This is a genomic window from Paenibacillus sp. FSL P4-0176 (assembly GCF_037975265.1).
GTDB lineage: Bacteria > Bacillota > Bacilli > Paenibacillales > Paenibacillaceae > Paenibacillus > Paenibacillus amylolyticus.
Genome location: NZ_CP150242.1, coordinates 2,910,337 through 2,926,405, shown reverse-complemented (window position 1 = coordinate 2,926,405; position 16,069 = coordinate 2,910,337). Strand labels below are relative to the sequence as shown.

Here is a 16,069-nt window from a genome sequence, read left to right as displayed (position 1 = left end):
TACTCCTATTTAACATTAAACACGAAACGGACTGGGGAATCTTACTGGAAAACATCGACATCAAGTTGCGGGTAAGATTACCCCTTCTCATGCCGCTGTTATTCATATTGTATTCGATATAAGAGAAGTAAACTCCTTTTGGAAAATTCATGGTAAAAGTGTGACACTACTAGACCCATAAACCTATAAAATCAAAAACGCAGGTCTTACGAATCATAAAATGGCAATCAATTTGTAAATTTTTAGAGGATTATATAGAAATGTGTCGAATAGATAGATGTAGTATAGAAGTTATGATCAGATTTGCCAAAGCAATCTATTAGGAATTTACATACTAATAACTATAAATTATTTGGAGGTTAACATTGAGTACATTAACAAATTGCTACAAAATAAAATTAATAAGCAAATCAGATGATGAAGACTATATCAAAGCTTTGAAAATATATGAAGATCAAACACCAGTAGAAATTAGAACAGCTAGCAATGAGATATCATATTGGATAGACAAGAGTAGAGATGATAATGCTGATTTTAACTTTATGGTTTTTGCAGTTTATCTAGATAATGTAGTCATTGGGTTCTCAGAAACAGCGTATTTCTCGCATAACAGATTTGTTTTATTTGATTACATTACTTTTAGCAAGGATTTTAGGGTAAATGCTGTATTCTTTCCAGTATTCAGTTTAATAAAAAACTATTTTAAAGATAGAATGAATTTTTCGGTCGATTATTGGATCACTGAAATTAGTGATCGTGAAAATGGAAAGCAAATCGACAAGGAAAGTGCATTTTTAAAGAAACTCATCTATATGGAAAATTTCTGCTGTATTGATATTGATTATGTACAACCACAATTAGGAAATAATAACTTCGAGAGTTCGTTTCAGTGCAAGCTCTATTTGCAAACTAATTCAGAGATATCACAACTCTCTAGAGATACTGTCGATAGTATTGTAAAGAATATATATTACTCTTATTACTTTAATTGGTACATTCCATTTTTAGAGGAATCTGAGTTGAAATTGTACAAAATTAATTTAGATAAGCATTATAGTTATTTTAAAAAAAGTATGAATGATAAGAGTAATGTTGCTGTCAAGTACAACAAAAGTTATATAGATGATTCACATATCCAAATAACTTCAGGTTCAGTTCCAGCAAGTAAAAAAAGAAGTAAAACAATAAAATATATGATCATGGGACTATCCATAATATTCATTCCTATATTAACAGTTGTTGCATCAATTTATCTGTTTAAGTTACTTGGATTTAGTCTCGATATCTCATATGGTTTTGCTGGAATTGCTCCTGCTATAATTTCAGCTATTGTTGTATGGGTGACAAGCAAGAAGGGAGACAAATTTTAATGTTTTTGGCACAGCATTATTATATTATGACTATACTGTGAAAGAACTGGAATAAAGCGAAAAAGAATATCAAAATTAGCGAATAGTGCCGCCTTATTCTCATTTTTATAGTATTTATAAGCATAACTACTTAATATATGAAACCTATCTAAATCAATTACTTTGAAATCGTTTTGTTTTAGTATTTGATGGATATATTTCTTGGAATAAACCCATAATTTATGTTCTGTATTAAAGTACTGTGTAACCGCCATTTCAACGTTTTTTTTATGAACTGATGACTTATAGAATTCCATGCTCCAACTACTCTCGAACTCTAGGATTAAGTATCCTTTTGAAGAGATAACTTTCGAAAGTTGAGATATTGAATTAGTCGCATTGCAATAATTAAGCACACTTCCAACACAAATTCCTAAATTAAATGACTCGTTCTCAAACGGCATGTTTTCAACACTTCCAACAGTATATTTATTGAAGTGAGATATGTATTTACCCGTTAAATCTAAATGGTGCATTTCTTCTTTAAGATTATATGTGCTGCCTCCTGATCCTGCATTAAGTATGTTTAATGGAATATCATTTTTAATTTTTTTTATATACTTGTTTACATACCGTGTTAGTTGTTGTTTTGTGTACTTATGCCAGTTATCACCCTCTGGCCAAATATCTTCATGACTATTATAAAAATCTATAACCTCTTTATTATCTATACTTTTCATCACAAGACCTCCAAATAATTTATAGTTATTTGGAGGTTTTTCTCTACACTTTTAGATTATTTCTCGGATTAAACCGTGAAAGCACATCCTTCTTCCGTTCAACAGACACTTCTGTGTATATTTGGGTCGTGCTGACATTGGTATGTCCGAGAATTTCTTGGACTGATCGTAAATCTGCACCATTGTTCAGAAGATGTGTAGCAAAGCTGTGCCTGAGATAGTGCGGTGTTGATTTTTTGCTAACTTTAGATAAATCCCTGTATTTAGAGTAAATATCCTCAATGGAGTAAATGGAGAGTCGATCACCATATTTGTTAAGGAACAGAGCATCAGATTGGGGGTCGAAATGTTCGCGGGCATGCAACCATGTTTTAATTTTATGGATGACTTCGCTGCTTGAAATGTAGAGCAATCGCTCCTTACGACCTTTTCCAAAAATCAACACGGTTTTCTCTTCGAGATCGATGTGCTCCATATCAATATTCACTAATTCTCCAATACGAATTCCAATAACATAGAGCAGTTCAATGATAGCATCGTTACGAAGGTTGATTCTTCTTCTAAAACTCGTGTGTAATTGTTTCATGTGCTCTTGTGGTGCATTTAGTAACTTTTCAACCTCATTGACAGAAAGTGTCTTTGGAATACGTCTTGCCGTTTTGAATTTTTTTCCGAAACCAATAATTGGGGACTCGATTATATCTCCGCTTTGAACCAAATAATTAAAAAATGCTTTGAAGCATATGTACTTTCTTTTAATGGTCGAGTCTTTAAGTGTGTGTTCACTGTTTAATTGTTCCAGATACATTCGTAAATTTTCTCTGGTTACATCATGAATATGTTTAGTATCAAGCCATTCTACAAGTCTGTTGAGATCAGACAGATAGGCTTTAATGGATTTAAGGGATAGATTACGCTCCACGCTTAAATAAGTCTCATATTGCTTAATATAGGTGTTTAGGTTACTTGTACTAAGTCTCATGATGCCTCCTGATGTCGATGTCATATGTTGCCAATGGCCCGACCTACATTATTACGCATTGAACTCCATTTGTGAAGATGCCCAAAGGCATAGATACAATATCCGAGATTTGAAAAACAAAAAAGAGCCGGATCCCCTCCGACTCGATACGTTCTCACTTATATAATTTTGCGGAACAGCTCCATCACTTCATCCTTGGACGGTTGATAGGGATTGCCTGGTGCACAGGCATCTTTCATCGCGTTATCGGCAAGCAGTTCCACATCGGGATCTTTTACACCCAGTTCAGACAGTTTCTCAGGAATGCCGACTTCCTTCGATAGCTGACGTATGGCCTCAATGACGTAATCGGAACACTCTTCATCACTTCTACCCTTCACATCCATACCAATTGCCTTAGCAATATGACGGAATTTGCCGGGTACATGCTTGGCGTTCAACTCTTCCACATAGGGGAGTAACATTGCGTTACAGACACCATGCGGCAGATCATATACGCCACCCAGTTGATGCGCCATCGCATGGACATAACCCAGGCCTGCATTATTAAAAGCAATCCCGCCAAGGAAACACGCATACGTCATATGTTCCCGCGCTTCCAGATCACTGCCGTCTCTCACGGCTCTTGGCAAGTATTCAAAGATCAGTTCAACAGCTGCTGCAGCTGTCGCACTTGTCACTGTAAATCCACCGGGTGTAACCATCGCTTCTACGGCATGTGTCAACGCATCCATTCCTGTGGCCGCTGTGAGACTTGCAGGTTTGCTGAGCATCAGCTCAGGATCATTAACCGACAGGGAGACCAGACTGTTGCGGTCCACCATCACCATCTTCACTTTACGTTCCTCATCTGTAATCACGTAGTTAATTGTCACCTCACTCGATGTGCCAGCCGTTGTGTTAACCGCCACAAGTGGCACGGACTTATGTTTTGATTGATGAAATCCTTCATATTCACGGATATGCCCACCATTCGTAGCTACAATGCCAATGCCTTTGGCAGCATCCTGCGGTGAACCTCCGCCTATCGATATAATGGCGTCACAGCCATGATCCTGGAATACTTGTAGTCCATCATGTACATTCTGACATGTTGGATTAGGCTGAACCTCATCATATACTACATAGTCTAACCCTGATTTTCTTAGTATAGACAGTACCTGTTCAGCAACGCCTGAAGTTATCAATTGGCGATCACTTACAACCAGCGCTTTGCGGATACCCATCTGTTCAATCATCTGACCTGCTTCCTGTAAACAGCCTCTACCCATCAAGTTCACGGGCGGAACATAATATGCATGTGTTGCCATTTGAACCAGCCTCCTGTAACCCCTGATTTACTATCTTCATTGTAACTGAATCCGTTTTCAGATATAGTGAAATAAATCACAATGAATCCGATAAATGTTACACTTGCGGTTGATTTTTCTCCGTAATGAAAAAGACGACCCAGACACCCGAAGGTCTCCAAGCCGTCTTACTTATCTATTTTAAAGCTTTATCCACTACTTATACCTTACCGAAGGTACTTACACTAAAAGCATCCTTACGAAGGCTTACAGCGCCTTATCGTTCACGCCGTCAAGCCATGCCTCAATCTCACCAATTACGGAGGATACACAGCCATCCTCGAATGGAGAGTTCAATCCAGCCAGTTCAACTAATCCAGTGAAGGACAGGCTTCCTCCCGCTTTGCACAATGTCAGATAGTCGGCCCATGCGGACTTCATGTCCTCATTGCTGCGTTTCCAGAACTGGAATGCACAGATTTGTGCTAACGTATAGTCAATGTAATAGAATGGCGATGAAAAAATGTGACCCTGTTTATGCCAGAAACCACCTTGCTCCAAATACGCATTATCTTTGTAATTGATGTGTGGCAGATAGGTCTTCTCAATGTTGCGCCAAGCCTGCTTGCGCTCCGTTGGAGTTGCATCCGGGTTCGCATACACAAAATGCTGGAATTCATCCACAGCTACACCATACGGAATGAACAACAGACCGGAAGACAGGTGATCAAACTTGTACTTGTCCGTATCTTCCTTGAAAAACAACTGCATCCACGGCCATGTGAAGAACTCCATACTCATGGAATGAATCTCAGCCGATTCATATGTCGGCCAGTTGTATTCAGGCACTGCAAAATCACGGCTCTCATACACCTGGAAAGCATGACCTGCTTCATGTGTCAATACATCAATATCACCGGAGGTACCGTTGAAGTTGGAGAAGATAAACGGCACTTTGTAATCGTTCAGGAACGTACAATAGCCGCCGCCCTGTTTACCTTTTTTGCTTACCAGATCCATAAGCTCGTTTTCGGTCATCATCTGGAAAAATGCATCCGTCTCTGGTGATAATTCAGCGTACATTTTTTTACCATTATCGATAATCCAGTCCGCGTCACCCTTAGGTGTCGGGTTACCCGTCTTGAAGCTGAAGCCCTGATCGTAATAATACAGCGTCTCCACATCAATCCGATTACGCTGACGCTCTCTGAGCTTGGTCGCCACAGGCACGATATAATCACGAACTTGTGCCCGGAAATTAGCAACCATCTCGGCGTTGTAATCCGTACGGTTCATGCGATCATAGCCGAGTTCCACATAGCTTGGATAACCAAGTTTCTTCGCGATCTGTGTACGTACTTTAACCAGTTCATCGTAAATGCGATCGAATTCAGCTTCATGTTCAGCCATGAACGTGTATCTGGCTTCCGAAGCACGCTCCCGCATGGAGCGATCCGTGGACAGTTCAAATGGATGAAGCTGTGGCAACGTGCGCTCTTCACCTTCGAACGGAATTTTGGCCGATGCGATCAATTGATTGTATTCTGTGGAAAGTTTGTTCTCCTTCTGAAGTTCTTCAATAATTTCCGGGCTGAATGTTTTCAGTGAAAGATCCGCCAGTTGGAACAGCTGTGAACCCCATTTTTGTTCCAACTCGTTGCGGAATTTGGAGTTAACCAATGCACGGTAAAAATCCGTAATATATTCCTGCACAATTGGTGCATTCTCATCCAGAAATTCGTTCTCCGCCTTATAAAACTCATCATTGGTATCAATGGAATGACGGATGTAGACCAATTGGGCTTGTGTCTCAAAATCACTGCGCAGCGCGTTAATCTGATCCATGAACCCACTCTGTTCTTCAACCGTTGCCGCAGCTTCAAAACCGCTCAACAGCTCACGGAAAGATGTCTTGATGTGTTCCAGATTCGGACGTGTATACGTATACTCACTAAATTTCATTTATGTACACCCTTTCCTGTTTGGCAGAATTTCGGGAGTATCCCGAGTTAAACTACCCCCTATTATACAAAAGAGCAGCTAAAAAATCCCATAATTACGAAAAATATTTGTCCATCGGTCAAATTGTGCAACATGAATGGTTACAAATATTACTTACTTATGTAAGGTCAATGCCTCAAAATTTTTCCCCACACAAATAAGCCCGCCTCGCGTTAGCGAAGCCAGCTTATAGGTTGTCTCTCTTCTTTTCACATTTAAACAATACTAGCTTTGGTCTTTATCCATAATCTGATAGAACCAGCCCATTCCGACCATGCCCACGACCATAATAACGGCCATAATAATGATATATGTCATGAATGTAACCTCCCTGCTTCCGTATATTCATCACACTACTACTAGTGTACACGGTGAAGCGCCGTTTGAATTGACCGAACATTGACAAAAATACGAAATCTTTAATTTTAATAAATGGATTATTTCCCCGATCACACTAAATCATACGTACCTCGCTGCACGGTGCAAAGTTTCATCCGCCATGCTTACGGTGTATACTATACTTCTATGAAATGGAATTTGGATTTTTACGCAGAAAGGTTGAAAGACATGTCAACTCGCATTCCCTTACGTCAGCTATTTCTTACTGTTTTATTAGCCCTTATGTTATCTGTTTTGACCGCCTGTGCTGATGGAGAAGCCCATCTAACGGTAAATATGGATGGATCAACGGATCTGGATCTCAATCTCAACGTAAAGAACTCTGCTCTTGGAAAAATTGGACAAGACAATCTCATGCCTCTGATCGCAGATGCATTGAATCGAAATAACTTCCAGGCAGAGGTTTCGGAACAGGGAGATCAGAAGCAGCTCACAGCGACCACCCATTATGAAAAAAGCAATAAAACCAGCTTTGATACGTCCAAGTTACCACAAGGGATCAAAGTTGAACAAACAACTTCCCCCGGCTTCTTCACTTCCAAGATGCACATTACAGCAGAAGCCGATCTCATGGAGTCCATGCCCGATGGTGAGATCAAAAATCAAATTAACAAGGTGCCTAGCTTTCTTAAAAACCTCTTGTTAAAAGATGTTAACTTTGACTTCAAGTTGTCTTTGCCCATCAAGGCAGCCGATTCGAATGCGGATCAAGTGGAGGATGGCGGAAAAACGCTTATTTGGCACGTTTCACCCCTCCAGATGAATAAACTGGATCTGACTGTACAGGTTCCCAATATCCGGAATATCATCATAATTGCAGTCATAGGCCTATTATGTATCGCTGCTCTGCTCATTTGGTTTTTTGTTCGTCGCAGACGGGCCAGACAGCGCCATAGTGCAAGATCACATCGTGAAAAAAATTAATTCTTCACACCAATTTTATTTGTGACTTGCCAAACGGTGTTATGGATAGTAGAATACATCCGTACTGTGTGAACGGTTAATTTTTTATTAAGCAAAGCTAAAGAGGTGACAGGTTTCATGAATATCCGCGAATGCCCACTACCTGGTATTGGAGTTAAGTACCAGTTTGATACAAAGGGCGGCCATCAGTTAGTCATTATTGTGCATGAGGACGGACGCCGTGAATTATTCTCCGTTGATCCACAAGACAACGAAGAACTCACTCTGATTGCAGATTTGGAAGATGACGAATGCGTAACCCTCTCCGGGTTAATCGGAGGCTGGTCGTAAATGACAGAATAACCTGTACCTTGAATTTCAAGGCACAGGTTATTTTTCTGTTACGTTACCCTTTGAGAGCGAATATATGGAACCCATGTATTCAATACGCGGCTAATCTCCGTGGAATGAAACGGTTTGCTGATAAAGTCCTGCATCCCGCATTTCAGACACTCCTCACGGTCACCGGCGCCTGCAAAAGCTGTAATCGCTGCAATAACCGGTATTTCTGGGTGGCTCTGTCTGATGTGGCAGGTCGCTTCAATCCCATCCATAACGGGCATTTGAATATCCATAAACACCAGGTCATATTGAACCTTGTTCAATGAATCGACGGCCTGTGCACCATTCTCAACGATATCACAGACTCCGCCAAACTTGCGCAGCATCTCCTCCAACAGATGACTGTTGACCGCTTGATCCTCAGCAATCAAAATTTTGATGTCATGGGCAAGACTCGCTCGATCCAATTGCAGTTCATCATTCGTGGTGATTTCAATCGGGTCATTACTTTCCTCTAACCACCGCTCCACTACGAGGGTGAACTGGAATTCTGCCCCCTCACCGATCTCACTCTGTACACCAATCGCTCCGCCCATTAATTCTACCAGTTTTTTGCTGATCGCAAGGCCTAGACCTGTCCCGCCAAACTTACGATTAATGGCCGGATCAAGCTGTGAGAAGGATTGGAACAACTGATGCTGCTTTTCTATTGGAATGCCAATCCCCGTATCTCTCACCTTAAAGGTCAACATCAGGTTATCCTGACCATGCTCATCTGAGAAATCAGCACCTACGCTCACCATAATACGGCCCTGCTCTGTGAATTTAACGGCATTACCCACCAGATTAATCAAAATCTGCCGGATTCGTGTCTCATCCCCTCGAACTCGTTCAGGAATATGGTCCGACACTTCACAATAGAGTTCAATATTTTTCTCTGATGCCTTCAGTGCAAACAGCTCGATCACCCCACCCAGCATCGCCTTAATATCTACAGGTGCACGCTCAAGATCCATTTTGCCTGCTTCGATTTTGCTGAAATCTAAAATTTCGTTCAAAATGTACAAAAGGGATTCGCCGCTATCAATCATGATTTCCGCAAAACCTTTCTGTTCATCATCCAGCTCGGTTTCCATTAACAGATGGGCCATGCCCATGATGCCGTTTAATGGCGTACGAAGCTCATGACTCATGATGGCGAGAAACTCGGACTTTGCCCGGTCTGCATGCTCTGCTGCTTCCTTGGCACGTATGATGTCCTTAACAGATGTCATATCACGGAAAACCAATACTGCTCCGCGGGTTCTACCCTGATCCATAATCGGCTTCAATTGGAACTCCGCCAGGAAACTGGACCCATCCTGTCTCCAGAATACGGATTCGGTACGTGGCAGACCTCGTCCCTCACGAACAGCCTGTAGAATTGGTGTATCCTTGGATGGGTAGGGGATGCCTTCGCTCTGCATTTGGATCATCATCTGCTCTAATGGTCTGCCATTCAATTCACTTGGACAGAAGTTCATGATCTCCGCAGCGGCCGGATTGGCAAAGTTCAGATTCCCTTCCAGGTCCAGTCCAATAACACCCTCAGACATGCCATTCAAAATCAATGCCCGTTCATAACTAAGATTCTCGATTTCTTCGACGTAACGTTTGGACTCAGTAATGTCACTCGTAATCCCGTAGATCCCAACAACTTTGTCCTCGAGTATAATAGGAACATTAATCACATTTGTTTCAATCCGCTGCCCATTTTTGTGAATTAAACCTATCTCGTAGCTCTGTGCATTGCCCTTCACCGTTTCCTCAAAATGATATCGAGTCTTCTCCAGATCCACAGGATCAATGAGGTGATCAAAAGGCCGACTCAGCAGCTCCTCCTTGGTGTGTCCTGTCAGCTGTTCCTGACCCATATTGGCTTTCAGCAGATTGCCTTCCAGATCAAGAGAAGCCACACCTAGGGGATTACAGTCAAATAACGATCTGTACTCCTGCATGCTTAACTGTTGTTGCTGGCTGGCTGTGATATCCCGGGTTACGGCGACCATCTCCATTAATTCACCTGAATCGTCATATACATAGTGCGTAATCGTATCTGCCCATACCGTAGATCCATCCTTATGTAACAGGCGATAATTGAGCCGTTTGGGAGCCAGACCCTTTCTCTGCTCTTCTACGTACGCTTCAACCAAAGGCACATCCTCCGGATAGATCACAAATGTTCCCGGCTTACCTATAACTTCTTCCAACTCATAGCCCAACATGCTTTTACATGCATTCGATACATATTTAAATGTACGACTTGAATCGGCATCATGTATTGCAATCAGGTCTAGTGAAGACTCCGCCAGCAGGCGAGAGATGCGACTGCTCTCTTCCAATTGCTTACGTTGCACAATGAGGATTTCCTCTGCATCTTTTTGTTTCGTAATGTCAGCAGCCTGTACCAACAAATACAATGGCTCACCATTCGTTTCATCCCTAACAATGCAAGCTCTAATGGTTGCCCACAATAACGAACCGTCCTTTCGTTTCAGACGAACCTCCGTCTCGTACATCGGACTTGTTTCATGAGTCATTTCCCAGAACTTGCTGCGGAATTCCTCCATATGCAGATCTTCTTCGTAGATCATATGTATGACCGAAGTATCGATCAGTTCATCTTCACTGTATGCAAGCATCTCGCAAAATGCAGGATTAAGCTGCAACCACCGTCCATTTACATGCGATGCGACAGCAATGCCGATTGGTGCGTGCGTATACAATTGTTCGAACAGAGATCGGCTCTCTGTAATGGATTTCGACATTACATGTCCTCCTTTATGAGAATCTGAATGTATTCCGTATGAATAGATCGACCTGAACATAACTTCATCTATAGAGTACTACCCCAAATGCCATGTTTGATAAACGAGATCGGACAAAATCCCTGCTTGAATCGACATATACTACACAATACCCGTGCTCTCCCGATTATACAATGTTGAATATTCGAATAGGAATGGAGGTTATAGATTATGATCATTGTCGCAAATCAACCCGTAGAACTGAACCGCTCGGAATGGTCTGATTTTGAATGGTATTGGTTACAGCAACTCCAGAATCGTCCAACGAGGTATGTGTACCAATCCATGGATCATCTTCGATTTGAATGGGACTTGAGGGGCTCTCTCGTGGAAGCCGCGGAAGGACTGGATCGAAGCGGTGTGAGTTTTGCATCCTTTGAAAAATCCAGATGTAATCCTGCCTACTGGAATCGTAATGCGGAAGGTGGGTTTGAGCTAAGATCAAACGTGACCCCCGCCGACGGCATCCGGGATATCTGGAGGAATGGACACTTATATGCCTTTGAATGTGCAACAGCCACCGTTATTGTGCTTTATGGTGGCGTACTGGGAAGCATTCGCGAAGACGCCTTTAATTCCCTGTTTCGCAATCTGTTACTCTTTGACTGGCATTATGACAGTGACCTGCGATTAACCGAAAAAAACGGTAGCGAAACCGCCCTGCCAGGAGATGTGCTGTATTTCAAAAATCCAGATGTTTCTCCGGAAACCCCCGAGTGGCAGGGAGAGAATACGTTCATGCTGCGCGAGAACTTGTATTATGGTCATGGCATTGGTATTGCAAGTGGCGAAGAGATTATACGCACCCTGAATCAGTTCCGCGTTCCAGGTAGCCGAGTCTCCGCCTACTTAATGGATATGGTGATCTATCCGGACTTCTTTTATTTATCCCGATTCGCCAAAAACAGCCAGAATAATATGGCCGCTGGTTCTACGCCTGTATTACCAGGACAGTTATATGTACGACTTGGTGGCAGCCGTTATTTACGCAGCTGAACTACTGAAACGGAAACGGATTTTGCATTCAATTGCGAACAATACCTCAATCCAAGTGATGACAAACAAGCCCAATACAGTAGCAGTTAACCTGCCACCTCATTGGGCTTTTTTACATCCAAAAAATCATTACTATATCGACATTCGCGTTACCTTTGTGCTACATCGAGGATCGCTTCTGGCAGTTTACGCATTCGGGTCCAGTTGCACAACAACCTGTTTACCACTTACCTGAACACCTGTCGTTTTGCTACCGAATTCAGCCAGCGATTTGCTCAGTTGTTCAGCCCACTCCTTGCCTGCAACTCCTTCTTTGGCTCCATGCACCTGGATGACGAGTTTTACCGAATCACCCTTCTTCAGAATGCGCTCCGCCTGAGACTGCTTCGTCTCCCGGTCATGATCTTCCATCGCAAGGTTCAAGCGAATTTCCTTTACTTTACGTTTATCGGGAGATTTACTCGCTTTTTTCTTCGCCTGCTGCGCTTCTGCTTTGGCTGCTCCAGCTCCAATCAGCTTGCATGGCGGTGGACTTGTCATCAAGGACAAGCACACCAGATCTACTTTATGCTGCTTTGCAAGTAGAAGTGCTTCCTGCGTGGACATCACACCCAGATCTTCACCATTCAGGCCGGTCAGCTGCACTTCGGCTGCTTTGATCTTTTCATTTTTGATCATGATTCTTCCTCCTCTACATCAAAAGCCTGTCCTGACCATTTACGGATCAGAGCAGGCTAGGATGGTGTTGCTACTTATTTGTAATACGTATTAGCGTACAAATACGCCAATCGGTTTGATTTACAGCGTGTTGAATGCTTCCGTCAGAACCGGTACAATTTGTGATTTGCGTGATACTACGCCTTTCAAGATAGCTCTGCTATCAGACAGCGTCACATTGTAGGCTTTCTCCACTGCTTTAGTGGATGTACCATATGCCAAAGCTACGGAATCGTTGTTCAGAATGTCTGTTACGACAAATACAAACAGGTCGAGACCTTTACTCGAAATGATCGCTTCAATAGCTGCTTCAAGCTCAGGTTGCTTCACGAGAACATCATTCACGTCAACGGCATTAACCTGTGCAATTTCCACTTTGGATTGACCCATTACGAATTCTTTGGCATCCAGGGAAATCAGTTCAGCAATTGTTTTTTGGCTCAGATCCGCGCCGGCTTTCAGCATGTCCAGACCATAAGTGTCTGCATCTACACCAGCAATGGCAGCCAGTTCACGTGCAGCGGCTACGTCCTGCTCTGTGCAAGTCGGGGATTTGAACAACAGGGAATCGGAGATAATCGCAGACAGCATCAGGCCAGCAATCGGTGCACTCACTTCGATGCCATTTTCTTTGTACATTTTATTCAAAATGGTTGCTGTACAACCTACAGGCTCTGCACGGAAATACAGAGGACCGCTTGTCTCAAAGTTAGCAATACGGTGATGGTCGATAACTTCAACAACAGTCACTTCCTCAATATCGCTTACACTTTGCTGACGCTCGTTGTGGTCAACCAGAATAACTTTGTTTACTTCATTTGCAGCTGTTTTAATCAGACGTGGTGCTGCAATTTTGAATTGATCCAGTGCAAACTGGGTTTCACCATTGACTTCGCCGAGGCGAACAGCTTCAACATCTTGACCCAATTTTGTTTTGAGATCCGCATAGGCGATTGCCGAACAGATCGTATCCGTGTCGGGATTTTTGTGACCGAAGATTAACGCTTTTTCCATATTCATAGCCCTCCGTCAATTCTGATTTATATAAGTTTAACCAAAGAATGTTTACACTTGCCACTCCGATGACAGAATAACCTTCCGATCGCTGTTATCCCCAGATTTTTTGATTCCCTTTTAAAGGGAAAATCCGGTGATAAAGGCGAACGCTCCGCTTCTCCAGCTTTTTTCTGTCCTCTCCGTTCTCGTGTAAAAAGTTTAGTTGAACTTATATAGAAAATATATGTCATATTTCAATCATACCCTACTGATTATAGCGCTAATAAGGCTTAATTCCAATCCCTTTACAGCGAATTAATTGCAAATCATTCTCAGGCAAGTCATTTTGGAAAATAGCCAAGCTTGGTTCATTACCCTCAAGTCGATATGGTATGTATCCTATTTATTCCATCGTACAACCTTATAAATTAGCATACGAAACTCTGATACGCAACGAAAACATTAAATCTCAGGCTCTTCCGCGCTCTGCCCTTGCCGTACAAAAAAGGTCTGTAGACTGCCGTCTTCGCTAATCTCCAGCAGGTTCAATTGTGCTCCGTAGGCACAACCACCATCAATGCCAATTTTGTCTCCGCTCGGGTCAAACCAAATACCTGTCTCATCATGCAAATGCTTCACGGGGGTGTGTCCAAATACGACTGTCTCTCTAATCGTCGTTGGTCTGGAATAGAATGATTCACGAATCCAGATGAAGTCCCGCTCGGACTGGCTTCTCCAATCCTCGATATCCGGGTTGATCCCGGCATGCACAAAAATATAACCCGGAATCTCGTACACCAGCGGAAGCTGTTCCAGAAAACGAAGATGGTGTTCATAGTGTGTACGTATCCACTTTTTGGCTTCAGCATAAGCTTCCCAATCTATCTGTTGCTCATCATAAGTAAGCTCCAGATCCAGATAACTTGCCATCGTCTGTAATCCACCATTACGGATCCAGTGTTGATCATATTGCTCAACATCCTGGGTTAACGCCTTGACCATCATGGCATCGTGATTGCCTTTGATCACTATAATATGGTGCTGTTGCTGAAGCTGCATAATCTGTTCGATGACCTGTTTACTGCTTGGACCGCGATCCACATAATCACCGAGTAAAATCAATTCATCCTGCTGCGGATTATAATCTGCAAGCTTAAGCAGTGCATTAAATTCATCGTAACAGCCATGAATATCACTAATGACACATCTGCGCATGTGAATCTCTCCTCCCCCTGATCACGCAAGAGTATAACCGGAACCTTGCATGAGCAAGATTCCAGTCTGTTTAGAGTAGTTATTCCCGCTTGCTCACCATTAGTCCTGCTTGAGTCCAAAGGCTTCTGCAATCAAGCCGAATGAGCGCAGACGTGCTTCAAACGAATGGACCGCTGACGCAATAATGACTTCATCCGCTTCATGGCGTTCAGCCATTGCGGTAATTTTGTCTCTCACCTGATCCGGTGTTCCCACGATGGAAAAAGAACGACGTTGACGAATCTGTTCCATCTCCATCGCTGTGTATGGATAGTTGTTCACCGTCTCCAGAGATGGGAATGAACTTTGTTCAAGACCTCGTCCAAGGCGTAAGAAGAAAAGTTCATTGCTGCGCGCAAGTTCAGCGGCTTCTTCCTCTGTCTCCGCGCAGAATGCCGAAACAGCGATCATTGAATGTGGTTTGTCATTCAGGATAGACGGCTTGAAATGTCTGCGGTAATGCTTCATCGCTTCTTCGCCGCCTGGTGTTCCGAAGAATTGGGCAAACGCATACGATGTCCCTTGCGCTGCAGCAATTCTAGCACCTTCGGAGCTGGAACCCAGCAACCATACTTCAGGAACCGTTGGAACCGATGGTCCGGCTACCAGGGATGCGAACCGATGATCCTCGGGCAACTGCTCGTGGAAGTATCCGCCCAGATCCGCGATCTGTTGCGGGAAAAATTGTACATTCGATGATTTGCCTTCATTCAGAGCTCTGCTGGCAATCGGCATGCCGCCCGGTGCTCTGCCAATCCCAAGGTCAATCCGTCCCGGATGCAAAGCTTCCAGCAGACGGAAATTCTCTGCAACCTTATAGGCACTATAATGAGGAAGCATAACGCCACCGGAACCTACGCGAATTCGATCCGTATGTGCAGCCACATGTGCAATCATAACTTCAGGACTGGAGAATGACAGTGCACCACTACCGTGATGCTCCGACATCCAGAAACGGGAGTACCCCAATTGATCCGCATGTTGTGCGAGTTTCACCGTTTCCTGCAACGTATCCTGTACACTTCGTCCTTCATTGATATGTCCATGTTCGAGTACACTCAGCTTCATATATATTCAATCCTCTCGTCTGTTAGGTTCATAAGTGCTGTGAATATGAGATCTGCGTATATTACGCGCTCTTGCTCACTTCATTCTTGCTCATTACATTGTAACATTAATTATTACAGTTTCAAACTTTAGTTATTCTCTTTATTACCACACTTGTGCAAGAAACATGCAAAAAACGCCACCAGTT

The 16,069-nt window shown here is 42.9% G+C and carries 13 protein-coding genes; 4 read left to right on the top strand and 9 right to left on the bottom strand.

Features of this window, described 5'->3' with window-relative positions; translation table 11 throughout:
- Nucleotides 1-365 precede the first annotated feature (365 nt).
- Nucleotides 366-1,370 (top strand): hypothetical protein, encoded by a 1,005-nt coding sequence (locus MKY95_RS13595; RefSeq protein ID WP_101313925.1) that lies wholly within the window; start codon nt 366-368, stop codon nt 1,368-1,370.
- On the opposite strand, the gene MKY95_RS13590 is transcribed toward MKY95_RS13595, so the two are convergent.
- From MKY95_RS13590 to MKY95_RS13575, 4 genes are all read right to left on the bottom strand, one after another.
- Nucleotides 1,367-2,089, bottom strand: a complete 723-nt coding sequence (locus MKY95_RS13590) for a hypothetical protein (RefSeq protein WP_101313924.1) — start codon at nt 2,087-2,089, stop codon at nt 1,367-1,369. The two genes, MKY95_RS13595 and MKY95_RS13590, sit on opposite strands and share 4 nt — an antisense overlap.
- A 43-nt stretch (nt 2,090-2,132) precedes the next feature.
- Nucleotides 2,133-3,071 (bottom strand): tyrosine-type recombinase/integrase, encoded by a 939-nt coding sequence (locus MKY95_RS13585; protein WP_101313923.1) that lies wholly within the window; start codon nt 3,069-3,071, stop codon nt 2,133-2,135.
- Nucleotides 3,072-3,229: 158 nt separating this feature from the next.
- A complete protein-coding gene (locus MKY95_RS13580; RefSeq protein ID WP_036608771.1) occupies nt 3,230-4,381 on the bottom strand; it encodes an iron-containing alcohol dehydrogenase in 1,152 nt (383 codons plus the stop codon).
- Between the two features lie 246 nt (nt 4,382-4,627).
- Nucleotides 4,628-6,322: a M3 family oligoendopeptidase gene (locus tag MKY95_RS13575; protein ID WP_127551573.1), complete on the bottom strand. Its 1,695-nt coding sequence runs from the start codon at nt 6,320-6,322 to the stop codon at nt 4,628-4,630.
- Between the two features lie 606 nt (nt 6,323-6,928).
- On the opposite strand from MKY95_RS13575, the gene MKY95_RS13570 reads away from it, so the two are divergent.
- Together MKY95_RS13570 and MKY95_RS13565 are read left to right on the top strand one after the other, a co-directional pair.
- Nucleotides 6,929-7,684, top strand: coding sequence for a hypothetical protein (locus MKY95_RS13570; protein ID WP_339199216.1), 756 nt, complete (start codon nt 6,929-6,931; stop codon nt 7,682-7,684).
- 117 nt (nt 7,685-7,801) lie between these two features.
- Nucleotides 7,802-8,014, top strand: a complete 213-nt coding sequence (locus MKY95_RS13565) for a hypothetical protein (protein ID WP_017688899.1) — start codon at nt 7,802-7,804, stop codon at nt 8,012-8,014.
- Nucleotides 8,015-8,064: 50 nt separating this feature from the next.
- Here MKY95_RS13565 and MKY95_RS13560 read toward each other — a convergent pair whose 3' ends face one another.
- Nucleotides 8,065-10,812: a PAS domain S-box protein gene (locus tag MKY95_RS13560; RefSeq protein ID WP_339199212.1), complete on the bottom strand. Its 2,748-nt coding sequence runs from the start codon at nt 10,810-10,812 to the stop codon at nt 8,065-8,067.
- 210 nt (nt 10,813-11,022) lie between these two features.
- Between MKY95_RS13560 and MKY95_RS13555 the strand changes: the two genes are divergently transcribed.
- Entirely contained in the window at nt 11,023-11,847 is an 825-nt protein-coding gene (locus MKY95_RS13555) for a protein-glutamine gamma-glutamyltransferase (protein WP_339199209.1), read from the top strand.
- Nucleotides 11,848-12,033: 186 nt separating this feature from the next.
- Here the strand turns inward: MKY95_RS13555 and infC are convergent, their stop codons facing one another.
- From infC to MKY95_RS13535, 4 genes are all read right to left on the bottom strand, one after another.
- Nucleotides 12,034-12,525, bottom strand: coding sequence for a translation initiation factor IF-3 (infC, locus tag MKY95_RS13550; RefSeq protein ID WP_047842654.1), 492 nt, complete (start codon nt 12,523-12,525; stop codon nt 12,034-12,036).
- Nucleotides 12,526-12,645: 120 nt separating this feature from the next.
- Nucleotides 12,646-13,578 (bottom strand): manganese-dependent inorganic pyrophosphatase, encoded by a 933-nt coding sequence (locus MKY95_RS13545; protein WP_076217128.1) that lies wholly within the window; start codon nt 13,576-13,578, stop codon nt 12,646-12,648.
- A gap of 444 nt (nt 13,579-14,022) precedes the next feature.
- Nucleotides 14,023-14,775, bottom strand: coding sequence for a metallophosphoesterase family protein (locus MKY95_RS13540; protein WP_339199206.1), 753 nt, complete (start codon nt 14,773-14,775; stop codon nt 14,023-14,025).
- Nucleotides 14,776-14,874: 99 nt separating this feature from the next.
- The gene (locus MKY95_RS13535; RefSeq protein WP_339199203.1) at nt 14,875-15,882 is read right to left on the bottom strand and encodes an LLM class flavin-dependent oxidoreductase; all 1,008 of its coding nucleotides are present in this window, start codon (nt 15,880-15,882) and stop codon (nt 14,875-14,877) included.
- Nucleotides 15,883-16,069: the final 187 nt, after the last annotated feature.

What these genes read in the sequence shown, in the direction of transcription:
- MKY95_RS13590 (WP_101313924.1), bottom strand. Translation starts at nt 2,089, where the DNA reads ATGAAAAGTATAGATAATAAAGAGGTTATAGATTTTTATAATAGTCAT.
- MKY95_RS13585 (WP_101313923.1), bottom strand. Translation starts at nt 3,071, where the DNA reads ATGAGACTTAGTACAAGTAACCTAAACACCTATATTAAGCAATATGAG.
- MKY95_RS13580 (WP_036608771.1), bottom strand. Translation starts at nt 4,381, where the DNA reads ATGGCAACACATGCATATTATGTTCCGCCCGTGAACTTGATGGGTAGA.
- MKY95_RS13575 (WP_127551573.1), bottom strand. Translation starts at nt 6,322, where the DNA reads ATGAAATTTAGTGAGTATACGTATACACGTCCGAATCTGGAACACATC.
- MKY95_RS13570 (WP_339199216.1), top strand. Translation starts at nt 6,929, where the DNA reads ATGTCAACTCGCATTCCCTTACGTCAGCTATTTCTTACTGTTTTATTA.
- MKY95_RS13565 (WP_017688899.1), top strand. Translation starts at nt 7,802, where the DNA reads ATGAATATCCGCGAATGCCCACTACCTGGTATTGGAGTTAAGTACCAG.
- MKY95_RS13560 (WP_339199212.1), bottom strand. Translation starts at nt 10,812, where the DNA reads ATGTCGAAATCCATTACAGAGAGCCGATCTCTGTTCGAACAATTGTAT.
- MKY95_RS13555 (WP_339199209.1), top strand. Translation starts at nt 11,023, where the DNA reads ATGATCATTGTCGCAAATCAACCCGTAGAACTGAACCGCTCGGAATGG.
- infC (WP_047842654.1), bottom strand. Translation starts at nt 12,525, where the DNA reads ATGATCAAAAATGAAAAGATCAAAGCAGCCGAAGTGCAGCTGACCGGC.
- MKY95_RS13545 (WP_076217128.1), bottom strand. Translation starts at nt 13,578, where the DNA reads ATGGAAAAAGCGTTAATCTTCGGTCACAAAAATCCCGACACGGATACG.
- MKY95_RS13540 (WP_339199206.1), bottom strand. Translation starts at nt 14,775, where the DNA reads ATGCGCAGATGTGTCATTAGTGATATTCATGGCTGTTACGATGAATTT.
- MKY95_RS13535 (WP_339199203.1), bottom strand. Translation starts at nt 15,882, where the DNA reads ATGAAGCTGAGTGTACTCGAACATGGACATATCAATGAAGGACGAAGT.